The sequence below is a fragment of the Aeromonas sp. S41-2 genome (genome assembly GCF_027705845.1).
Lineage (GTDB): Bacteria > Pseudomonadota > Gammaproteobacteria > Enterobacterales > Aeromonadaceae > Aeromonas > Aeromonas hydrophila.
Window position 1 is genome coordinate 223095 of record NZ_JAPDCG010000006.1, and the last position, 18262, is coordinate 241356.

Annotated in this window: 19 protein-coding genes; 8 read left to right on the plus strand and 11 right to left on the minus strand. The window is 58.5% G+C overall.

Annotated features, from left to right (window positions below; translation table 11 throughout):
* Nucleotides 1-13: 13 nt before the first annotated feature.
* A complete protein-coding gene (locus tag OKC44_RS15790; RefSeq protein WP_162275835.1) occupies nucleotides 14-220 on the plus strand; it encodes a hypothetical protein in 207 nt (68 codons plus the stop codon).
* A 97-nt stretch (nucleotides 221-317) separates the two neighbouring features.
* Here OKC44_RS15790 and OKC44_RS15795 read toward each other — a convergent pair whose 3' ends face one another.
* A complete protein-coding gene (locus tag OKC44_RS15795; protein ID WP_168755468.1) occupies nucleotides 318-917 on the minus strand; it encodes an FMN-dependent NADH-azoreductase in 600 nt (199 codons plus the stop codon).
* A 108-nt stretch (nucleotides 918-1025) separates the two neighbouring features.
* Between OKC44_RS15795 and OKC44_RS15800 the strand changes: the two genes are divergently transcribed.
* Nucleotides 1026-1955, plus strand: coding sequence for a LysR family transcriptional regulator (locus tag OKC44_RS15800; protein WP_270814004.1), 930 nt, complete (start codon nucleotides 1026-1028; stop codon nucleotides 1953-1955).
* A 50-nt stretch (nucleotides 1956-2005) separates the two neighbouring features.
* Here OKC44_RS15800 and OKC44_RS15805 read toward each other — a convergent pair whose 3' ends face one another.
* Genes OKC44_RS15805 through OKC44_RS15815 form a run of 3 tightly spaced genes read right to left on the minus strand, consistent with a single transcriptional unit; the run spans nucleotide 2006 to nucleotide 5218 of the window.
* Nucleotides 2006-2860 carry a 23S rRNA (adenine(2030)-N(6))-methyltransferase RlmJ gene (locus OKC44_RS15805; RefSeq protein ID WP_270814007.1) on the minus strand — a complete coding sequence of 285 codons (855 nt, stop codon included), beginning with the start codon at nucleotides 2858-2860 and terminating at the stop codon, nucleotides 2006-2008.
* Entirely contained in the window at nucleotides 2854-3315 is a 462-nt protein-coding gene (locus tag OKC44_RS15810) for a DUF2390 domain-containing protein (protein WP_016351916.1), read from the minus strand. Before OKC44_RS15810 ends, OKC44_RS15805 begins: the two co-directional genes overlap by 7 nt.
* Nucleotides 3308-5218 carry an ABC transporter ATP-binding protein gene (locus OKC44_RS15815; RefSeq protein ID WP_257685942.1) on the minus strand — a complete coding sequence of 637 codons (1911 nt, stop codon included), beginning with the start codon at nucleotides 5216-5218 and terminating at the stop codon, nucleotides 3308-3310. The genes OKC44_RS15810 and OKC44_RS15815 overlap by 8 nt, the downstream gene beginning before the upstream one ends.
* 153 nt (nucleotides 5219-5371) lie before the next feature.
* On the opposite strand from OKC44_RS15815, the gene OKC44_RS15820 reads away from it, so the two are divergent.
* Nucleotides 5372-5782, plus strand: coding sequence for a CBS domain-containing protein (locus OKC44_RS15820; RefSeq protein WP_011707313.1), 411 nt, complete (start codon nucleotides 5372-5374; stop codon nucleotides 5780-5782).
* An 82-nt stretch (nucleotides 5783-5864) separates the two neighbouring features.
* Here OKC44_RS15820 and OKC44_RS15825 read toward each other — a convergent pair whose 3' ends face one another.
* The gene (locus OKC44_RS15825; RefSeq protein ID WP_011707312.1) at nucleotides 5865-6320 is read right to left on the minus strand and encodes an NfeD family protein; all 456 of its coding nucleotides are present in this window, start codon (nucleotides 6318-6320) and stop codon (nucleotides 5865-5867) included.
* A complete protein-coding gene (locus tag OKC44_RS15830; protein WP_011707311.1) occupies nucleotides 6317-7237 on the minus strand; it encodes an SPFH domain-containing protein in 921 nt (306 codons plus the stop codon). The genes OKC44_RS15825 and OKC44_RS15830 overlap by 4 nt, the downstream gene beginning before the upstream one ends.
* A 197-nt stretch (nucleotides 7238-7434) precedes the next feature.
* Between OKC44_RS15830 and cysG the strand changes: the two genes are divergently transcribed.
* The 5 genes from cysG (at nucleotide 7435) to cysC (ending at nucleotide 13787) form a co-directional block, all read left to right on the plus strand.
* Nucleotides 7435-8847: a siroheme synthase CysG gene (gene cysG / locus OKC44_RS15835; RefSeq protein ID WP_270814009.1), complete on the plus strand. Its 1413-nt coding sequence runs from the start codon at nucleotides 7435-7437 to the stop codon at nucleotides 8845-8847.
* A gap of 108 nt (nucleotides 8848-8955) precedes the next feature.
* The gene (gene cysD / locus OKC44_RS15840) at nucleotides 8956-9864 is read left to right on the plus strand and encodes a sulfate adenylyltransferase subunit CysD (RefSeq protein WP_039214485.1); all 909 of its coding nucleotides are present in this window, start codon (nucleotides 8956-8958) and stop codon (nucleotides 9862-9864) included.
* A 24-nt stretch (nucleotides 9865-9888) separates the two neighbouring features.
* Entirely contained in the window at nucleotides 9889-11316 is a 1428-nt protein-coding gene (gene cysN, locus OKC44_RS15845; protein WP_130631702.1) for a sulfate adenylyltransferase subunit CysN, read from the plus strand.
* 4 nt (nucleotides 11317-11320) lie between these two features.
* Nucleotides 11321-13045 carry an SLC13 family permease gene (locus OKC44_RS15850; RefSeq protein WP_270814013.1) on the plus strand — a complete coding sequence of 575 codons (1725 nt, stop codon included), beginning with the start codon at nucleotides 11321-11323 and terminating at the stop codon, nucleotides 13043-13045.
* Nucleotides 13046-13193: 148 nt separating this feature from the next.
* Nucleotides 13194-13787, plus strand: coding sequence for an adenylyl-sulfate kinase (gene cysC, locus OKC44_RS15855; protein ID WP_270814015.1), 594 nt, complete (start codon nucleotides 13194-13196; stop codon nucleotides 13785-13787).
* 281 nt (nucleotides 13788-14068) lie between these two features.
* Here cysC and OKC44_RS15860 read toward each other — a convergent pair whose 3' ends face one another.
* From OKC44_RS15860 to OKC44_RS15880, 5 genes are all read right to left on the minus strand, one after another.
* A complete protein-coding gene (locus tag OKC44_RS15860; RefSeq protein ID WP_270814016.1) occupies nucleotides 14069-14530 on the minus strand; it encodes a hypothetical protein in 462 nt (153 codons plus the stop codon).
* A gap of 13 nt (nucleotides 14531-14543) precedes the next feature.
* Nucleotides 14544-14816: an ECs_2282 family putative zinc-binding protein gene (locus OKC44_RS15865; protein ID WP_127908145.1), complete on the minus strand. Its 273-nt coding sequence runs from the start codon at nucleotides 14814-14816 to the stop codon at nucleotides 14544-14546.
* Nucleotides 14817-14886: 70 nt separating this feature from the next.
* The gene (locus OKC44_RS15870; protein ID WP_139393803.1) at nucleotides 14887-15885 is read right to left on the minus strand and encodes a hypothetical protein; all 999 of its coding nucleotides are present in this window, start codon (nucleotides 15883-15885) and stop codon (nucleotides 14887-14889) included.
* A gap of 144 nt (nucleotides 15886-16029) precedes the next feature.
* Nucleotides 16030-16461, minus strand: a complete 432-nt coding sequence (locus OKC44_RS15875) for a nuclear transport factor 2 family protein (protein WP_270814019.1) — start codon at nucleotides 16459-16461, stop codon at nucleotides 16030-16032.
* Between the two features lie 137 nt (nucleotides 16462-16598).
* Entirely contained in the window at nucleotides 16599-17549 is a 951-nt protein-coding gene (locus OKC44_RS15880) for an alpha/beta hydrolase family protein (protein ID WP_270814021.1), read from the minus strand.
* Nucleotides 17550-18262: the final 713 nt, after the last annotated feature.

Consider the following 18262-nt stretch of genomic DNA (forward strand, 5'->3'; position numbering starts at 1 on the left):
AGCTTTCATGCATATGAATATCAACGCCACCCTGATGGGCCAGTTCATCCTGTTGCTGATGATCATCGTCGGCATCGTGGCCTGGCGACTGGCGCGCCGCAAGAGCGAGCATCCGGTGCTGATCACCGTGCTGTGCATGCTGCTTAGTCTGGCCCCGCCTTTCGCCCTGCTGGCGCTGCTCATTCTGGCGCTCTGGCGGGATCTCCCGGGCAAAACGTGAGGTTGGCCGGTATGGAAAAAGCCCCGTGACGGGGCTTTTTTATTTGGGCGTCTCCCGCGCAGCTGCCGGTTGGGGCGGCAAGAGGCTGGCGAGGGGCTCACTGGCTGAGGGCGGCGATCCGCTCATGGGCCTGGCGCATGCCCTGCTCCGCCCCGTGGGGGCGCAGATCCATCCCTTCCGCGTAGACGAACTCCACCTGCGCGATGCCCATCAGGCCGAGCACGGACTCGAGGTAGGGGGTGACCGCATCCGTTGCCTGGCCCTGATGCACACCGCCGCGGCTGCTGAACACCAGGGCTTTTACCCCCTCCACCAACCCCATGGGGTAGCTGTCGGTGTAGCGAAAGGTGACCCTGGCCCGCGCCACCAGATCGAACCAGTTCTTGAGCGGGGTCGGCACGTTGAGGTTGTACATGGGGGCGCCGATCAGCAGCAGGTCGGCGGCCTTGAGCTCGGCAATCAGTTGGTCCGACAGCGCCACCCCTTGGCGGATGGCCTCGCTGGCCGGTTCGGCCCCCCGCAGGGCGTGAAACAGTGTGCTGTCCAGTGGCGGCAGGGCGAGGGCGGGCAGGTCGCGTACCACCACCTGGTCCTGGTGGCCCTGCTCCCGGCGCGCTTGCAGAAAGCGCTCCATCAACTGGTTGGTGCGGGACGCGGGGCCGTTGAGGCTGGATTGCAGCAGCAGGATCTGACTCATGAGGTGAACTCCATCTGACAAATGTGGGGATGGAGGGAGCTTATCAGTCATTTTTTTCCGCAGTGCTGATACTATTTCGCCATATTGGTTCCATAAGGTATGCAATAGATGGCAAACAGCCTCAATGGCCTCGATCTGTTCGCCAGCGTGGTGGAGGCGGGCAGTTTCGCCCAGGCCGCTGAGCGGCTTCATCTCACCCGCTCGGCGGTGGGCAAGGGGATTGCCCGGCTCGAGCAGCGTCTCGGCGTCCAGCTGTTTCACCGCACCACCCGCAGCCAGAGCCTGACCGAGGAGGGGGCGCTGTTCCATCGCCACTGCCTGCGGGCGCTGGAGGAGGTGCGCCTCGGCGAGGCGGCGCTGGCCAGCAACAAGCTGACTCTCAACGGCAGCCTCAAGGTCTCCATGCCGGTGCTGTTCGGCCAGCTGTGCGTGGCGCCCCTGCTGCTGGAGCTGGCGCAGGCCCATCCCGGGCTGGCGCTGTCGCTGTCGTTCACTGATCGCAAGGTGGATCTGGTGGAGGAGGGGCTCGATCTGGTGATCCGCAACGGGGAGCCGCCGGACAGCCTGGATCTGGCGGCGCGCCGGCTCGGCGAGCACGGCATGACGCTCTGCGCCGCGCCCAGCTATCTGGCCGAGCGGGGCGAACCGATGACGCTGACGGATCTGGCCGAGCACGAGGGCATTGCCTATCTGCGGCAGGGGCGGGTGCTGGCGTGGCAGTGGCAGCTGGATGGCCAGTGGCAATCGGTGCGGCCGACGGGGCGTCTGCAGCTGGACGATCTGCACGCCATCACCCAGGCGGCCATCGCGGGCTTTGGCCTGGCCTGGTTGCCGACCTGGCTGGCGCGCCCGCACCTTGAGCGGGGCGAGCTGCGCGAAGTGCTGGGCTCCTTCAAGGGCAGGCGTTATCCCATCAATGCCCTCTGGCCCCACAGCCCGCACTTGCCGCTCAAGACCAGAATGGCCATCGACTGGCTGGCGAGCCGGCTGCCGGAGCGGCTTGCCAGCGTGGCAGGGGTGGGCAGCCATGACCAATAAAAAGGGCCTGCAGTGGCAGGCCCTTGGCGGTGTGCGAGTGATGCAAGGCGTTACGCTTCAACCTTGTTGAGCCACTCGACCTTGTACTGGGCGCCGGCGCCCTGCGCCAGCTTGGCGCACAACGGTTTGAGGAAGGCTTCAATCTGCTCGTCCAGCAGCCAGGGGGGGCTCACTATCAGCATGCCTGAGCCGTTCATGCCCCAGTCGGCAGTCTGACCGGCCACTTCCAGCTCGGCCACCAGGACGTTACCGAAGTTCTCGCGCTTGATGGCGCGCAGCATATCGCGAGACTTGTCCGCCTCTTCCCCCAGAATGGGATACCAGAGGGCATAGATGCCGGTAGCCCAGCGTTTTTGCGCCTTTTTCAGGGTATCGACCACCGCGAAGTAATCTTCCTTCAGCTCATAGGGCGGGTCGATCAGCACCAGGCCGCGGCGTGGCGTGGGCGGCAGCAGGGCCACCAGCCCCTCGAAGCCGTCCCTATGGTGCACGGCGACGCGGGGGTCGTAACCCATGTTGGCGCGCAGGTCTTCCACCTCGTTGTTGTGCAGCTCCATCAGCGCCAGCTTGTCCTGCTCGCGGGCGAGGCGGCGCGACAGCTCCGGCGAGCCGGGGTAGTAGCGCAGCTGACCATCGCTGTTCATCTCCTCGATGACGCCGAGATAGGGCGCCATGGTGGACCACTGGGCCCGCTCGTCCCACAGCCGGCCAATGCCGTCGGCATACTCCGCCTTCTTCTGCGACCAGTCGCCGCGCAGGTCGTAGAGACCGCCGCCGGCATGGGTGTCCAGCACGATGAAGGGTTTCTCCTTCTTCTTGAGGGACTCGATGATCAGGGCCTGAACGGCGTGTTTCAGCACGTCGGCGTGGTTGCCGGCGTGAAAGGCGTGGCGATAACTCAGCATATTAGGTCTCTGAGGGGGCCCTGCTGGGCCCCCAGTAACAATAGATAGTTCAACAAGTTGCGGCTGTTGCCGCGAAACAGGGTGAGGCTGCGCAGGGTCTGCAGCAGCACTCCCTGCTGCAGCCGCTCCAGCTCCAGCTCGTGGGCCAGCATGGCTTGATACTCCTGCTCGCCGAGCCGCGCCTTGGCGCTCGAACGCAGGGTGCGCCAGGGGCCGAGCACCGCCTCGGTCTGCACCAGCGCCGGTTGCAGGTCGGTCAGATCGACCGGGATCCCGCACTGATCCAGCCGGTGCAGCAACAGGGCCAGATTGACGTTGCCCCCCTGCGCCTGCACGCTGAGCCAGTCCTGGCTGCGCGCGCCATAGACCTCGCCACTCCACTGCCAGAAATCGAGCGGGCCCGGCAGTTCGTGGGCGGCGATCCGCTCGCTCGCCATCAGCTGTTCGTCACGCAAGGAAGGCCTGCTCCATGGTTTCCAGCTCTTCGGAGAGGCTCATCCACTCCAGCTCCACCCCTTCCAGCTCCTCCTTGATGGGGCCCTGGGACTTGAGCAGCTCGGAGAGCTTCTGCTTGGCACTCTCTTCATAGATGGCGGGGTCGGCCAGCTGCTCTTCCACCGCGGCCAGCTTGGCCTGCAGTTTCTCCATGCTGGTTTCGAGCTTCTCCAGCTTCTGGCGCAGCGGCCGGGTCGCTTGCCGGAACTCCGCCTCGCGCCGCTTCTGATCCTTGCGCGCCACCGCCGAGTTGGCGGAGACAGGGCCATCGTCCGGTTTGGCGTTGGCCTCTTTCTCCTGCTCGCCGAGCCACTTGTGGTAGTCGTCCAGATCGCCGTCGAACGGCTCGACCCGGCCACCGTGCACCAGATAGAAGTCATCTGTGGTGGTACGCAGCAGGTGCCGGTCGTGCGACACCACCACCATGGCGCCCTCGAAGCCTTGCAGCGCCATGGTCAGGGCGTGGCGCATCTCCAGATCCAGGTGGTTGGTCGGTTCATCCAGCAGCAACAGGTTGGGCTTTTGCCAGGTGATGAGGGCCAGCACCAGCCGCGCCTTCTCGCCGCCGGAGAAGGGGGCGACCTTGTCGAGCGCCTTGTCACCGTGAAAGCCAAAGCTGCCGAGGTAGTTGCGCAGCTCCTGCTCGGTCTTGTCCGGCGCGAGGCGCACCAGGTGATCGAGGGGCGAGTCGTCCAGGCGCAGGGTCTCCAGCTGATGCTGGGCGAAGTAACCGATGCTCACCCCGGCGCTCACCTCGAGCTTGCCGGAGAGCGGCGGGTTGGAGCCCGACAGCATCTTGATGAAGGTGGATTTGCCGGCGCCGTTGCGACCGAGCAGGCCGATGCGCGAACCCGGCACCAGGTTGAGTTTGATCTTCTCCAGGATCACCTTGTCGCCATAACCGGCGCTGAGGTTCTCCATGGCAATCAGCGGGGTCGGCAGGGCCGACGGCTCGCGAAACTCGAAGCTGAACTCGGAGTCGGCGTGGGCGGGCAGGATCTTCTCCATCCGCTCCATCGCTTTCAGCCGGCTCTGGGCCTGACGGGCCTTGGAGGCCTTGTAGCGGAAGCGGTCCACATACGCCTGCATGTGGGACATCTCGCGCTGCTGCTTCTCGTACATGGATTGCTGCTGGGCCAGGTGCTCGGCGCGCTGCAGTTCGAAGTCGGAGTAGCCGCCGGTGTATTCGTTGAGCTTGCCGTTCTCGATGTGGATGATGCGGCTGATGACCGAATCGAGGAAGTCGCGGTCGTGGGAGATCAGCACCAGCGTGCCCTGATAGGCCTTGAGCCACTTCTCCAGCCAGATGACGGCGTCGAGATCCAGGTGGTTGGTCGGTTCATCGAGCAGCAGCAGATCGGAGCGGCACAGCAGCGCCTGGGCCAGGTTCAGGCGCATGCGCCAGCCACCGGAGAAGCTGCGCACCGGCGAACCGAGCTGCTCGTCGCTGAAACCGAGGCCGTGCAGCAGTTCGGCGGCGCGGGCACGAATGCTGTAGGCGCCTATGGTGTCGAGCCGGCCGTGCAGCTCGGCCACCAGCAGGCCGTTGTCATCCTGCTCGGCCTGGGCCAGTTGGGCCTCCAGTGCGCGGAACTCCTTGTCGCCGTCGATCACGTAGTCGAGGGCGGAGCAGTCCAGCGCCGGGGTCTCCTGCGCCACGCCGGCAATCTGCCAGCCGGCGGGCAGGCTGAAGGTGCCGCTGTCGATGGCCAGCTCGCCCCGTACCAGTGCAAAAAAGGTGGACTTGCCACAGCCGTTCTTGCCCACCAGACCCACCTTGTGGCCGGGATGAATGGTGGCGGATGCGTTGTCCAGCAGCTTGCGGCCGCCGCGGATCAGTTCGATTTGACTGGCAACTATCATGGATTGGTCTGCTTGGCTCAAATGGAGGAGAAAAACTGGCGCGGATCTTACGTGAAACGGCGCAGATTTGCACTTGAGGCAGGGGGTAACCACTGGCTGGGGGGGCAAAAACATGCCATAACAGAGCAATCAGTCAGGGTTGGGGAGGTTAGCATGCTTATCAGGGACATCATGACGACCCGGGTCGCCACCGTTTCCATGGATGACCGGCTCAATGTCATCAAGGAGATCTTCGAGCAGGCTCACTTTCGTCACCTGCTGGTGCTGGAAGAGGAGGAGCTGGTGGGGGTCATTTCGGACCGGGATCTGTTCCGCGCCATCAGCCCCTATCTGGACTCCGAGGCCGAGATGAGCCGCGACACCGAGACCCTCAACCGGCGCGCTCACCAGATCATGAGCCGCCATCCCATCACCATCGCCCCCCAGCTCACGGTGCGGGACGGGGTCAAGATGATGCTGGAGAAGAACGTCTCCTGCCTGCCGGTGCTGGAAAACGGCGCCCTGGTCGGCATCATCAGCTGGAAGGATCTGCTGCGTGCCGCCCTCGACAGCGACGCCTTTTAGCCCCGCCGGCACAGTTTGCAAGACAGCGAAAAGGGCTCCGAGGAGCCCTTTGTCGTTGACGGTCATCGCGCCTTTCCCTGTGTCAGGGCAGCGGCTCCACCAGCAGGATATGGGAGTCATGCCCCGTCACCCGCACCTTGCTGCCGGCGCTCAGCGGCTGGTTGCAGCGCACCGTCCAGGCGGTGTCGTCCAGGTGCACCCGGCTCATGCCCTGGGTCACGTCATCGAGCAGCACCAGCTCGCGGCCCAGATAGCCCTGCATCCGCTCGTTGATGGGGGCGGCGGCATCCCGGCTGGAGCGATCCCGACGGTGTTGCCAGCGCCACCAGGCCCAGGTGGTGAGCAGGGATTGCAGACCGAACAGCAGCAACTGCGCCTGCCAGCCGAAGGGCCAGACCAGCAGCAGCAGGCCCACTTCCAGCGCGGCGATGCCGGTCCAGAGCAGAAAGCCCACCGAACCCAGCACCTCGATGGCCAGCAGCGCGAAGCCGAGCCCCAGCCAGTGCCAGTGGGTCAGCCCCTCGAACAGGGCTGTCATGACTTGCCGCCTTTGCCATCCTTGAACAGCTCGGCCATGCCGGCGACGGCGCCGATCAGGCTGCCCGCCTCCAGCGGCATCATCACCACCTTGCTGTTGGGGCCTTCACCGATGCGGGCCAGCGCCTCGGTGTATTTTTGGGCCACGAAGTAGTTGATGGCCTGCAGATCCCCTTCGGCGATGGCTTTGGAGACCATGTGGGTCGCCTTGGCTTCCGCTTCGGCGGCCCGCTCCCGCGCTTCGGCGGCGAGGAAGGCGGCCTGACGCTCACCCTCGGCCTTGAGGATCTGGGACTGTTTCTCCCCTTCCGCTTTCAGGATCTTGGACTGGCGCACCCCTTCGGCTTCCAGTACCTCGGCCCGTTTCTGGCGCTCGGCCTTCATCTGGGCGTTCATGGCTTCGACCAGTGCCAGCGGCGGACGTACATCCTTGATCTCGATGCGGGTCACCTTGATGCCCCAGGGGGCGGTGGCGGCATCCATGGTGCGCAGCAGCTTCTCGTTGATGGTGTCGCGCTGGGAGAGCATCTCGTCCAGCTCCATGGCGCCGAGCACGGTCCGCATGTTGGTCATGGTCAGATTGCGGATGGCGCTGGTGAGATCGTTGACCTCATAGCCAGCTTTGCGGGCGTCCACCACCTGCACGAAGCTGATGGCGTCGATGGTGACGTTGGCGTTGTCGCGGGAGATCACCTCCTGCGCTGGGATGTCCAGCACCTGCTCCATCATGATGATCTTGTGGCCGACCCTGTCCACATAGGGGATCAGCAGGTTGAGGCCAGGCACCAGGGTGCGGGTGTAGCGGCCAAAGCGCTCCACGGTCCAGTTGTAGCCCTGCGGCACTATCTTGATGCCGGCGCTCAGGGTCGCGAGCACCAGAAACACGAAGATCCCCAGCACAATCAATGACTCATTCATTATTAAGCTCCTTATGAAACACTTTCACTAGCCTATGGCCTTGCGCCTGGCACCACAAGCGCCTTGCTTCGCCTTTGTCATCATACGGCTTTGTTAATTACTAAAATGCATTAAAAAGCATTTTTTATTATTTTGAGGGATAAGCAGCCCTGCCTATAGTCGCCCCATATTAGTCGTGTTCCGAGGGATGGGCCGAAATGGATTATTTGCCGATGTTTGCCAAATTGGACGGTCGCCCGGTGCTGCTGGTGGGAGGGGGCGAAGTGGCCCTGCGCAAGGCGCGCCTGCTGCTGGCGGCCGGTGCCAGGCTGACCCTGGTCTCCCCCGAGCTGGAACCCGAATTCACGGAATTTTCCGATCGCTTCACCCATCTGGCGGAGCGCTTCACCCCGGCCCATCTGGCCGGCCAGATCCTGGTGGTGGCCGCTACCGACGATCTCGAAGTCAACGCGCTGGTCTATCAGAGCGCCAACCAGCTCGGTCTGTTCGTCAACGTGGTGGACGACCCCAAGCGCTCCAGCTTCATCTTCCCTTCCATCATCGATCGCAGCCCCATCATGGTGGCCGTCTCCAGCGGCGGCAAGGCGCCGGTGCTGGTGCGCCTGCTGCGCGAGCGGCTCGAGAGCCTGCTGCCACGCCATCTCGGCGCTCTGGCCGAGCTCTCCGGCCGGGTGCGCGACCAGGCCAAGCGGGTGCTCTCCTCGATCTCCGACCGTCGCCGCTTCTGGGAGCGCGCCTTTGCCTCCAACACCCTGGCCGGTCTGATTGAGAAAGAAGATTGGCAGGGAGCCGAGCAGTGGCTGAACGAGGGGCTAGATAATGCGAAAAGCGAAGTGGGGGAAGTGGTGCTGGTGGGGGCGGGCCCCGGCGATCCGGGCCTGCTGACCCTCAAGGCGCTGCAACAGATTCAGCAGGCCGAAGTGGTGCTCTACGACCAGCTGGTCTCCACCGAGATCCTCGATCTGGTGCGCCGCGATGCCACCCTGGTGTCGGTCGGCAAGAAGGCGGGCGCCCACAGCGTGCCGCAGGAGGAGACCAATCGCCTGCTGGTGGAATACGCCAAGGCGGGCAACCGGGTGGTGCGGCTCAAGGGGGGCGATCCCTTCATGTTCGGCCGTGGCGGCGAAGAGCTGGAGGTGCTGGCCGAGGAGGGCATCCCCTTCTCGGTGGTGCCCGGCATCACGGCCGCCGCCGGTGCCACCGCCTATGCCGGCATTCCGCTCACTCACCGTGACCATGCCCAGAGCGCCGTCTTCATCACCGGCCACTGCCAGAAAGAGGGCAAGGAGCCCGACTGGCAGCAGCTCGCCGCCACCAGCCAGACCCTGGTCATCTACATGGGGCTGATGCGCTCCGAGCATATCCGCCAGCAGCTGGTGAGCCATGGCCGCAGCCCTGCAACCCCCATCGCCATCATCGAGCGCGGCACCACCGCTCGCCAGCGGGTGCTGACCGGCACCTTGGCGGATCTGGCCGAACTGGCCGTCCAGGCGGTGAGCCCATCGCTCATCGTCATCGGCGAAGTGGTGGCCCTGCGCGAGCGGCTCGCCTGGTTTGGCGAGGGGCAGCAGCAGGGCACCAGCGACCTCAAGCTGGTGAGCCTGGCCTGAGCGCCGGCGGCGACATCCATCGATTTGACGGTGCGGCCATGGCGGCACCGACCTGAACCAACACCGCGCCCTGACCAGGCGCGTTAGCAATGAACCGAGGACCCAGACATGGACCGTGAAAGACTGACCCACTTGCAGCAGCTGGAAGCCGAGAGCATCCACATCATCCGCGAGGTGGCTGCCGAATTTGAAAACCCGGTGATGATGTACTCCATCGGCAAGGACTCCTCCGTCATGCTGCACCTGGCCCGCAAGGCCTTCTATCCGGGCAAGATCCCGTTCCCCTTGCTGCACGTCGACACCGACTGGAAGTTCAAGGAGATGATCAAGTTTCGCGACGAGACAGCCAAGAAGTACGGACTGGATCTCATCGTCCACAAGAACCCGGACGGCCTCGCCATGGGCATCAACCCCTTCGTGCACGGCAGTGGCAAGCACACCGACATCATGAAGACCGAGGGGCTCAAGCAGGCGCTCAACAAATACGGCTTCGACGCCGCCTTCGGTGGTGCCCGCCGCGACGAGGAGAAGTCCCGCGCCAAGGAGCGGGTCTACTCCTTCCGCGACAAGTCCCACCGCTGGGATCCGAAGAACCAGCGCCCTGAGCTGTGGCGCGTCTACAACAGCCAGGTCAACAAGGGGGAGAGCATCCGGGTGTTCCCGCTCTCCAACTGGACCGAGCTCGACATCTGGCAATACATCTACCTCGAGAACATCGACATAGTGCCGCTCTACTTTGCGGCCCATCGCCCGGTGGTGGAGCGCAACGGCATCAAGATCATGGTGGATGACGAGCGCATGCCCATCGGCCCTGAAGACGAAGTGAAGCAGGAGCTGGTGCGCTTCCGCACCCTCGGTTGCTACCCGCTGACCGGTGCCATCGAATCCGCTGCCACCACCCTGCCGGAGATCATCGAAGAGATGCTGCTCACCACTTCGAGCGAGCGGCAAGGGCGGCTCATCGACCACGATCAGGCCGGCTCCATGGAGCAGAAGAAGCGTCAGGGCTATTTCTAAAAAAATGTTCTAAGGAATCGCAACATGAACAACCACATTCAGACCGCCATCAGCGAACAGGGCATTGAAGCCTACCTGCACGCCCAGCAACACAAGAGCCTGCTGCGCTTTCTCACCTGCGGCAGCGTGGACGACGGCAAGAGCACCCTCATCGGCCGCCTGCTGCACGACTCCCAGCAAATCTATGAAGATCAGCTCAAAGCGCTGGAGTCCGACAGCCAGAAGCTCGGCACCACCGGCGAGAAGCTGGACCTGGCCCTGCTGGTGGACGGCCTGCAGGCGGAGCGCGAGCAGGGCATCACCATCGACGTGGCCTACCGCTATTTCTCCACCGCCAAGCGCAAATTTATCATCTCGGATACCCCGGGCCATGAGCAGTACACCCGCAACATGGCCACCGGCGCCTCCACCTGCGATCTGGCCATCATCCTGATCGACGCCCGCAAAGGGGTGCTGGATCAGACCCGCCGTCACAGCTTTATCGCGAGCCTCCTTGGCATCAAGCAGTTCGTGGTGGCGGTCAACAAGATGGACCTGGTGGAGTTCAGCCAGGAGGTGTTCGAGCGCATCAGCTTGGAGTATCGCGAATTTGCCAAAAAGCTCAGCGTCGACACCATCCATATCGTGCCGGTCTCGGCGCTGGACGGTGACAACGTGGTCAACCCAAGCGACAAGCTGGCCTGGTATCAGGGCGAGACCCTGCTCTCTCTGCTGGAGTCCGCCGAAGTGGAGCGCGAGCTGGAGCGTCACCCGGTGCGCCTGCCGGTGCAGTACGTGAATCGCCCCAACCTCGATTTTCGCGGCTTCGCTGGCACGCTCGCCTCCGGCATCCTGCGGGTCGGCGACAAGCTGGCGGTGCTGCCCTCCGGCAAAGAGAGCACGGTGACCCGCATCGTCACCTTCGACGGCGATCTCGACTACGCCCTGCCGGGTCAGGCCATCACGGTCACCTTCGCCGATGAAATCGACATCAGCCGTGGCGACCTGCTGGTGGATGCCGCCAGAAAGCCGCTGGTGACCCAGAACCTGCTGGCCCACATCGTCTGGATGGGGGAGGAGTCCCTGCAACCGGGCAGGGTCTACGACGTCAAGCTGGCCACCAAGAAGAGCCGTGGCCAGGTGGAGGCCATCCGCCACCGCATCGAGATCAACAAGCTCGATGAGCTGGATGCGAGCGAACTCAAGCTCAACGAGATCGGTCTGTGCGAGCTGAGCCTGACCGACCCGGTGGCGTTCGACCCGTACCAGGAGATCCGCGATACCGGCAGCTTCATCCTGATCGACCGGCTGACCAACGTCACCGTCGGTGCCGGCATGATAGTGGAAGGCTTGGCCGCGAAAGTGGCAACTGGGCACTACAGCGAGTTCGAAGTCGAGCTCAACGCCCTGGTGCGCAAGCACTTCCCCCACTGGCAGGCGCTGACCATCAGCAACGACGCAAGCAAGGAATAAGCCCATGACCTGGCAACAATCCCTGGTGCTGGGTCTGCTGGCTGCCCTCGTCGCCCTGCTGATCCAGGGCAAACTCCGGCCGGCGCTGCTCTTCTCGGGCGCCGTGCTCATCACCTATCTGAGCGGCCTGGCGGACATCAACGCCGTGGTGGCGGGCTACACCAACAGCGCTCTACTGACCCTGGTGCTGTTGCTGCTGGTCTCGCTCGCGGTGGAGAAGAGCCGGGTCATGAGCTGGTTTGCCAACCTGGTGGGCACCGGCTCCTTCAACAAGGTGCTGGTGAAGGTGTGGTTTTCCACAGCCTTCCTGTCGGCGTTCGTCAACAACACCGCCGTGGTGGCGTCCATGCTGGGGGCGGTCAAGCGCAACCCCAACCATGCGCCCTCCCGGCTGCTGTTGCCCATGTGCTTCGCGGCGACCTTTGGCGGTGTGCTGACCCTGATCGGCACCTCCACCAACCTCATCGTCAACAGCTTCCTCATCAAGATGGGGGCCAAGCCGCTCGGCATGTTCGACTTCTTTATGGTAGGGGCGGGGACCCTGCTGACCGGCCTGGTGGCCGTGCTGCTGTTTGCCCGCCACCTGCCGGAGCAGGACACCGAGATGAGCCGCGAATCCGGTTACTTTCTCGAGGCCAAGGTGGGCCCCGGCTCCCCCATGGCCGGGCGCAGCGTCAAGGAGAACGGCCTGCGCAGCCTGAAAAGCCTCTATCTTGCCGAGATCATCCGGGGCAATCAGGTGATCTGCCCGGTGCAGCCGGAACACGAGTTGCACGAGGGGGACATGCTGCTGTTTTGCGGCGACGTGGAGAGCGTCGGCGTGCTGCAGGAGCTCAAGGGGCTGGATCTCTACGGCCAGCACCGGCTCAACGGCCAGCATCTGGTGGAGGTGATCGTCAGCCACAGTTCGCGGCTGGTGGGGCAGACCATCAAGGACGCGGAGTTTCGTACCCACTTCGATGCGGTGGTGCTGGCGGTGCGCCGGGGCGAGACCCAGCTCACCGGTGGCCTCGGCCAGATTGAGCTGCACGCAGGGGACACCTTGCTGCTGGCCCCCGGCCCCAAGTTTGCGGGCAACAAGTCCCTCTCCCGCGAGTTCGTGGTGGTGAGCGGGCTGGAAGCCTCCACCCGGCTCGATGCCACGCGCAGTGCCGCCGTGGTGGGCGGTTTTCTCGGGGTGCTGGCGCTGTCGGTGTTTGACCTGGTGCCGCTGTTCAAGGGGCTGCTGGTGATGCTGGTGGTGCTGCTGTTCTCCCGGATCCTGACCCTGGACGAGATCCGCCGCCGTTTTCCGCTGGATATCTGGCTGGTGGTGGGCGGGGCGCTCGCCATCGCCGATCAGCTGGAAAAAAGCGGGCTGGCCCGGGTCATCGCCGACTGGCTGATGGGGGAGTTCAACGGTGCCAGCCCCCTGATCGCCTTTATCGGCATCTACCTGTTCACTCTGGTGCTGACCGAGCTGATGAGCAACAACGCCGCCGCGGCGCTGGCCTTCCCCATGGGTTACCAGCTGGCGCTCAGCATGGATGTCTCCACCATGCCGTTCATTCTGGCGGTGCTGTTCGGGGCGAGCTCCAGCTTTATCCTGCCCTACGGCTACCAGACCAACCTGATGGTCTATGCGGCGGGCAACTACAAGATGCCGGATTACCTTAAATTAGCCCTGCCGGTCTCCCTGGCTTACAGCCTCGGGGTGATCGTCATGGTGCCCCTGCTGTTTCCGTTTTAAGGCGCCGCAATTGGGGGCCTGGTGGCTGGTAGGGAATAGGAATACATGACGACCATGGCCCCCGTCAGTGGCGAGTGGCCAGAGGCTGAGCTCCAGGGAGCCAGACCGTTTCAGCATTGAGGCGCGCGCGCCAAGCAAGGAGTTTTGGATGAGCAATATCGTGTGGCATCAGCATGCCGTGGGCAAAGAGCGTAGGGCCGAATTGAAAGGGCAAAAGCCGCTGGTGATCTGGTTCACCGGGCTCTCCGGGGCGGGCAAATCCACCCTAGCGGGAGCCCTGGAGCAGGCGCTGGCCGCGCAAGGCAAGCACACCTATCTGCTGGATGGGGACAATGTGCGCCACGGCCTGTGCGGCGATCTCGGCTTCGATGACGCCGCCCGCCAGGAGAATATCCGCCGGGTCGGCGAGGTGGCAAAGCTCATGGTGGATGCGGGCCTTATCGTGCTCACCGCCTTTATCTCGCCGTTTCGTGCCGAGCGTGCGCTGGTGCGCAATCTCGTGGGTGAAGGGGAGTTTGTCGAGGTGTTTGTCGATGCACCGCTCGCCGTCTGCGAAGAGCGCGATCCAAAAGGGCTTTACAAGAAGGCGCGGGCGGGGGAGATCCGCAATTTCACCGGTATCGATTCGGCCTACGAGGCACCGGAGCAGCCGGAGATCCACCTGCTTAACGCCGGCAAGCCGGTGGAAGCGCTGGTGGATGAACTGCTTATTGCCCTGCGGCAGCGGGGGTTAATCGACTGAGGTTGATTGTCCGAACTGAATATTGATAAACAAGGGGGGAGCTTTCTCCCTTGTTTGTTTCTTGTCAATGATTCCCCTTGTTGTCAGTGGCTTTCTGCTTAAAGGGGGACGACTACGTAGCGCTAAAAGGCGGATATTCTTCTCTGGCCGATAATGCTACATTAAGTTGTGAACAACGCTACTATCATACCTGAAGCATTGTACCGTAAACACGGAAGCCAACTTTAGACCGGTAATACTAAACGTTTGGGATTACTCTCAAATGGTTTGTTATGCGAGTTTTACCACGTGGGATAAACTAGCTTTTCATTCTTATTTTTGTGCTCATCAGACCAACGCAGACACAATGTCTGTTTTCTTGCTGTTTGAGAATGTACATAAGCAATGAGTTCAACAGATGCATGCTTTTCCAAGCATTCATACGGAAACTTATCGTTTAATTCTGAATCACTGATAAATTCATTCCCATTTGGGAAGTCGATCTCTACATTCCTTGCAACAGCACAACCTTTGTTCCAAATTTTCAAACGATATTTATTATTTCCAAGTTTGATAATTGATGCTCCTAAATCAGCTTTTTTATCATCTAGAACTTCTTCGGTTTCCTTAGCAAGCAACAGCTTATTAAGCTCTTTTTGAGTTTCAACTAGCTCGTCTTGTCGTTTGTTAAATTGAATAGTTTTCCAAGTGGCATATCCTGATAAGCACAAAGCTAGGAGCGCAACACCATTGCCAAAATCCATGCTCGACTATACCTTACTTAAATTTGATGTTCTTATTACCGTTAAAGGCATTTCGAAGCTTTTTTATTTCGGCTTCGATCTGTTTCTGAACTTCATTTGTTATTTCATTTTGAGCTTCAGCCAATAATTCGGAGTTTTCTTCAAGCAATTGAGATTTTGCCATTTGACGTTCACATTGAGTACAAATTACTAGCCCCTCTTCATCATGTTCCACGAATGAAAAGTCGGTATTTCCACAGGTTGGACAATACATTTTTATTTCTCTATTGAGCTTGTCTAGCTTCATTATTCCTCCAAAGTACATGACTTCCACTTAATTGGTGGTATGCCATGTGTTCAGCTTCAAGTTGTTAAATTCATTTATTTGACTCAAGTTCAGCTCTGATTTTCTTACCACTTTCTAGATCAATGCCAAACATTGTGCTCATAAAGCGATAGTCAACATCTGTGATATATTTTATTTTTGCAGCGGAGAGTGGCGATTTAACTGTGTGGAAATTATTTAGTTTCATATAATACTCTTCATTTTTATAATCTGGATTTCCATGATAATCCGCTAAGCATAACTTTCCAGATGCTTCACCAAAAGCAACAATACCTACACCTGATTGATAAAGGAAAACGACATCGCCTTTATTTAGTCTTTCTATTTTATATTTCCATGGTTCAAAATAGGCTGCACATTTTTTGTTTTTAATCATGTCATTGTGATCTTCTTTGTTATTATTATAGTTGGTATTTAAAATGTAATAACCTTCAGCGATATCTTCATATGGATTATCATCAACACGGAATGGAGTGATTTCTACATTCATGCAATCACTATTTCCATCATAGACACGATAAATCCAAGGTCGGATATCTAAGCCACAAGACCTCCAGTATTTAATAGACTCTCTGGTTTTGAAATCCATGCCATTAGTCATTACAATGAAAACTTGCTTTTGGTTGCAATTGTTTTCATTTAGTTTCTTATTGAACTTATCTTCGAAAGACTTTTCTAGACTAACATCAATCCCATGGAATTTATTGAACCAATGAGTGATTTTTTCTAGATCTGCATCACCATAAAGTTGGCCGTAACGGAGAACTTGTAGAATGTTTTCTTGAATTGACTCCCATGCTTTTAATTCAAAAATATATAAGTTTGCATTTTTGTCAAGCGCCATTAGATCTGGTTCTTCACGCCAGCGTTGCGATTGCATTAACATAATCAACTCATCATCAGGAAATAATCTATCCAATGAGCGAAACAAAATATCTTGAAATTTTCTTTCATCGATATGAAAGTCAATTAGTCGCTTAGTACGTTCTTTCTCAATAGAATCTAATTTAGTGTTATATTTTAATAACATATCTTCATCTCATATTTATGATAAATACAGCCACCTTGTTAATGTGGAGTGATGCCATACCAATGCGACTGAAAACCACCTTAATCACATAATCCAATACATAGTGAAAATGCTACTTATTGCGAGTAAACATTGAACGTTTTGTTATTGGTAAACTTCCCCTGACAACACAGAAATCCTTGCCGCATCTCTACTCGGAAAATCAGGGTCGACATACACGTACATGCGGCTTATCAGCTTTCCTGTAAATTCAAATACACTACAAAAACGGCCCATGGAGATATTATTGTCCGGCCAAGAGGTACCATCACTCATTACTCCCCCCTCTTGCCCTTCGACAATCACGGTGTTGCCAGCAGTCGTTATCTTAAAACCATCAATGTCGTGCCAGATGCTGGTGAGCGAGCTACCAATTCTATTGCCAAACTCAACTAATGCATCCTTTCCTTGAGCTTGCCCAAATTTGGGGAAGAAAAAATCAACATTATCCGAGAAAAGATCAAGATAACTGGGGTCACCTGCATCTACTTTCTTGAAATACTCAATCGCTATCTCGACTAGACTTTCCTGTTCCATCACCATTCCTATGTCTGTATTGGGCTTCAGAATAACCGTGATTGGAAGGAGGGAGCTCACTGGTGAGTGACACCACTTTATTAATCCACTCCATCCTGGTCGTCGTTATAAAACAATGCATCGCCTGCAAGTCTAAATCAGTGAATCTTGTGCTTCTTCGGGTCGCCTAGCTTGGACTGTAACCATGTATTCATGTCGCTGACGACCTCTTTGCGCTGACTTTTCCCGTCACTGTTTTTCAATCCATGATCGAGCTCTTCGTAACGCCGATACTCAATATTACTTTTCCCGAGTTCTTTAAGATGCTGCATCAACTCATCTGTTTTTTGCGGTGACACCGACGTGTCTCTCCCTCCCTGAATGATCAGCAAAGGAGAATTTACTTTTTTAAGGGTATCAAGCTGATCGATGGAGAGCATCTGCTTCCACCAATGATAGCCATGTCCGCTGACGTCAAGCTCAAAGGGTTTGCTGTTAAGAACATGTTCGGCAAACCCTTTAAAGCCGTCGATATCTTTTCTCGCCGCTGCGGGGTTTTTATGCTCTGCAGCGATGCTGTGTGAGACGTCATCGATAAACCAGCGGCCACCGCCATTAAAGGCGATGGTGGCATCGATATAGTCAACGTCTGCGCTCACCAGGTTGGCGATAACGGCCCCTTCACTGCCACCCAAGAGAATTAATTTCTTGTATTGCCCATCCTTTCGAACGATATCGAGCACAGTTTTGATATCCGCGACCCGCTGCGCAGGATTGTCCTTTTCAAGGTACTGAGCTGGGCAGTCTTTGCGTGCCGGGTCGCTACTGTATTTTAACTTGCGATTGATGCCGTACTTTTCGATTAGCAAAACATCAGCTTCTGGCCAGACATTTTTATACTCGGTGAGTATGGACTCTATTTTCAACACACTATTACAATCAGAGCCTTGCAGAATCAACAGCAAGGTGTCTGCATCATGGGGATGTTGGACCAAATAATAGGAGATAGGCGAGCCATCATCCCTGCTGGCTGTGCGAGTAATGATATCGTCAGCGTTACTAGTGAATGTCAAAAATAGCAAAAGTAAAAATATCGCTCGAATTTTCATTTTGGCCCCTGACAGTGATGAAATTAAGGGTGCTACTTATCCGATAATTCGACCGTTTAAATATTTTTTATTATTTTTATTGCGATGGTCTGAGAACTAACGTTCTCTGGTATCAGAATATATTTGTGTTACCACTCGTTTATCTATTTCATCGGGCAAGGCTACCGCCCCTGAATTCCAGCCTCCAGCTTGCTGCGCTTTCCCTGCGGTGTTGCTCTGGTCTGGTACATGGCTGCTCCGACAAGAGGGGATCTGCTGGCCATGTTACCGAACGGAGCCTTTTAGGGAAGGGGGAGTGGATGATTTCTCGGGCAAGATCAATAAATTGAGCTGCCATGGGGTGGTGGTCGGGCGATGGGGGATCCCTGCGTCCGTACTTTCTCAATGCTCGTTGCGCATTTGGACGGGGAATGAACTGCGGGGCCGTCACGCTGTCGAGTGAGGCGCGGCACAGATGCCTGGGTGAGGGCATCAAGGCTGGGGCCGTGATGACATGGGCGTCCCTGTCCGGTCAGAACCGCACTTTCCACAAGAAATAAATGGGCCCGCTGTCGGTGACGACGGCGGGCCCATCTTTTTGTTGTTAGCGCACGTTCTGCAAGTCCAGCTGGCAAGCACCGTCCGGTGACTGGATCCGGCGGGCGAGCGGGGGAGCTTGGTTGACCATTGCCGCTCATTGCCTGCCTGCAAATGGACGGTAGCAAGGGGCGGGC

What these genes read in the sequence shown, in the direction of transcription:
- cysG (WP_270814009.1), top strand. Translation starts at nt 7,435, where the DNA reads ATGGATTATTTGCCGATGTTTGCCAAATTGGACGGTCGCCCGGTGCTG.
- OKC44_RS15860 (WP_270814016.1), bottom strand. Translation starts at nt 14,530, where the DNA reads ATGGATTTTGGCAATGGTGTTGCGCTCCTAGCTTTGTGCTTATCAGGA.
- cysD (WP_039214485.1), top strand. Translation starts at nt 8,956, where the DNA reads ATGGACCGTGAAAGACTGACCCACTTGCAGCAGCTGGAAGCCGAGAGC.
- OKC44_RS15805 (WP_270814007.1), bottom strand. Translation starts at nt 2,860, where the DNA reads ATGCTGAGTTATCGCCACGCCTTTCACGCCGGCAACCACGCCGACGTG.
- OKC44_RS15850 (WP_270814013.1), top strand. Translation starts at nt 11,321, where the DNA reads ATGACCTGGCAACAATCCCTGGTGCTGGGTCTGCTGGCTGCCCTCGTC.
- OKC44_RS15820 (WP_011707313.1), top strand. Translation starts at nt 5,372, where the DNA reads ATGCTTATCAGGGACATCATGACGACCCGGGTCGCCACCGTTTCCATG.
- OKC44_RS15865 (WP_127908145.1), bottom strand. Translation starts at nt 14,816, where the DNA reads ATGAAGCTAGACAAGCTCAATAGAGAAATAAAAATGTATTGTCCAACC.
- OKC44_RS15795 (WP_168755468.1), bottom strand. Translation starts at nt 917, where the DNA reads ATGAGTCAGATCCTGCTGCTGCAATCCAGCCTCAACGGCCCCGCGTCC.
- OKC44_RS15800 (WP_270814004.1), top strand. Translation starts at nt 1,026, where the DNA reads ATGGCAAACAGCCTCAATGGCCTCGATCTGTTCGCCAGCGTGGTGGAG.
- OKC44_RS15830 (WP_011707311.1), bottom strand. Translation starts at nt 7,237, where the DNA reads ATGAATGAGTCATTGATTGTGCTGGGGATCTTCGTGTTTCTGGTGCTC.
- OKC44_RS15870 (WP_139393803.1), bottom strand. Translation starts at nt 15,885, where the DNA reads ATGTTATTAAAATATAACACTAAATTAGATTCTATTGAGAAAGAACGT.
- OKC44_RS15790 (WP_162275835.1), top strand. Translation starts at nt 14, where the DNA reads ATGAATATCAACGCCACCCTGATGGGCCAGTTCATCCTGTTGCTGATG.
- OKC44_RS15815 (WP_257685942.1), bottom strand. Translation starts at nt 5,218, where the DNA reads ATGATAGTTGCCAGTCAAATCGAACTGATCCGCGGCGGCCGCAAGCTG.
- cysN (WP_130631702.1), top strand. Translation starts at nt 9,889, where the DNA reads ATGAACAACCACATTCAGACCGCCATCAGCGAACAGGGCATTGAAGCC.
- cysC (WP_270814015.1), top strand. Translation starts at nt 13,194, where the DNA reads ATGAGCAATATCGTGTGGCATCAGCATGCCGTGGGCAAAGAGCGTAGG.
- OKC44_RS15880 (WP_270814021.1), bottom strand. Translation starts at nt 17,549, where the DNA reads ATGAAAATTCGAGCGATATTTTTACTTTTGCTATTTTTGACATTCACT.
- OKC44_RS15875 (WP_270814019.1), bottom strand. Translation starts at nt 16,461, where the DNA reads ATGGAACAGGAAAGTCTAGTCGAGATAGCGATTGAGTATTTCAAGAAA.
- OKC44_RS15825 (WP_011707312.1), bottom strand. Translation starts at nt 6,320, where the DNA reads ATGACAGCCCTGTTCGAGGGGCTGACCCACTGGCACTGGCTGGGGCTC.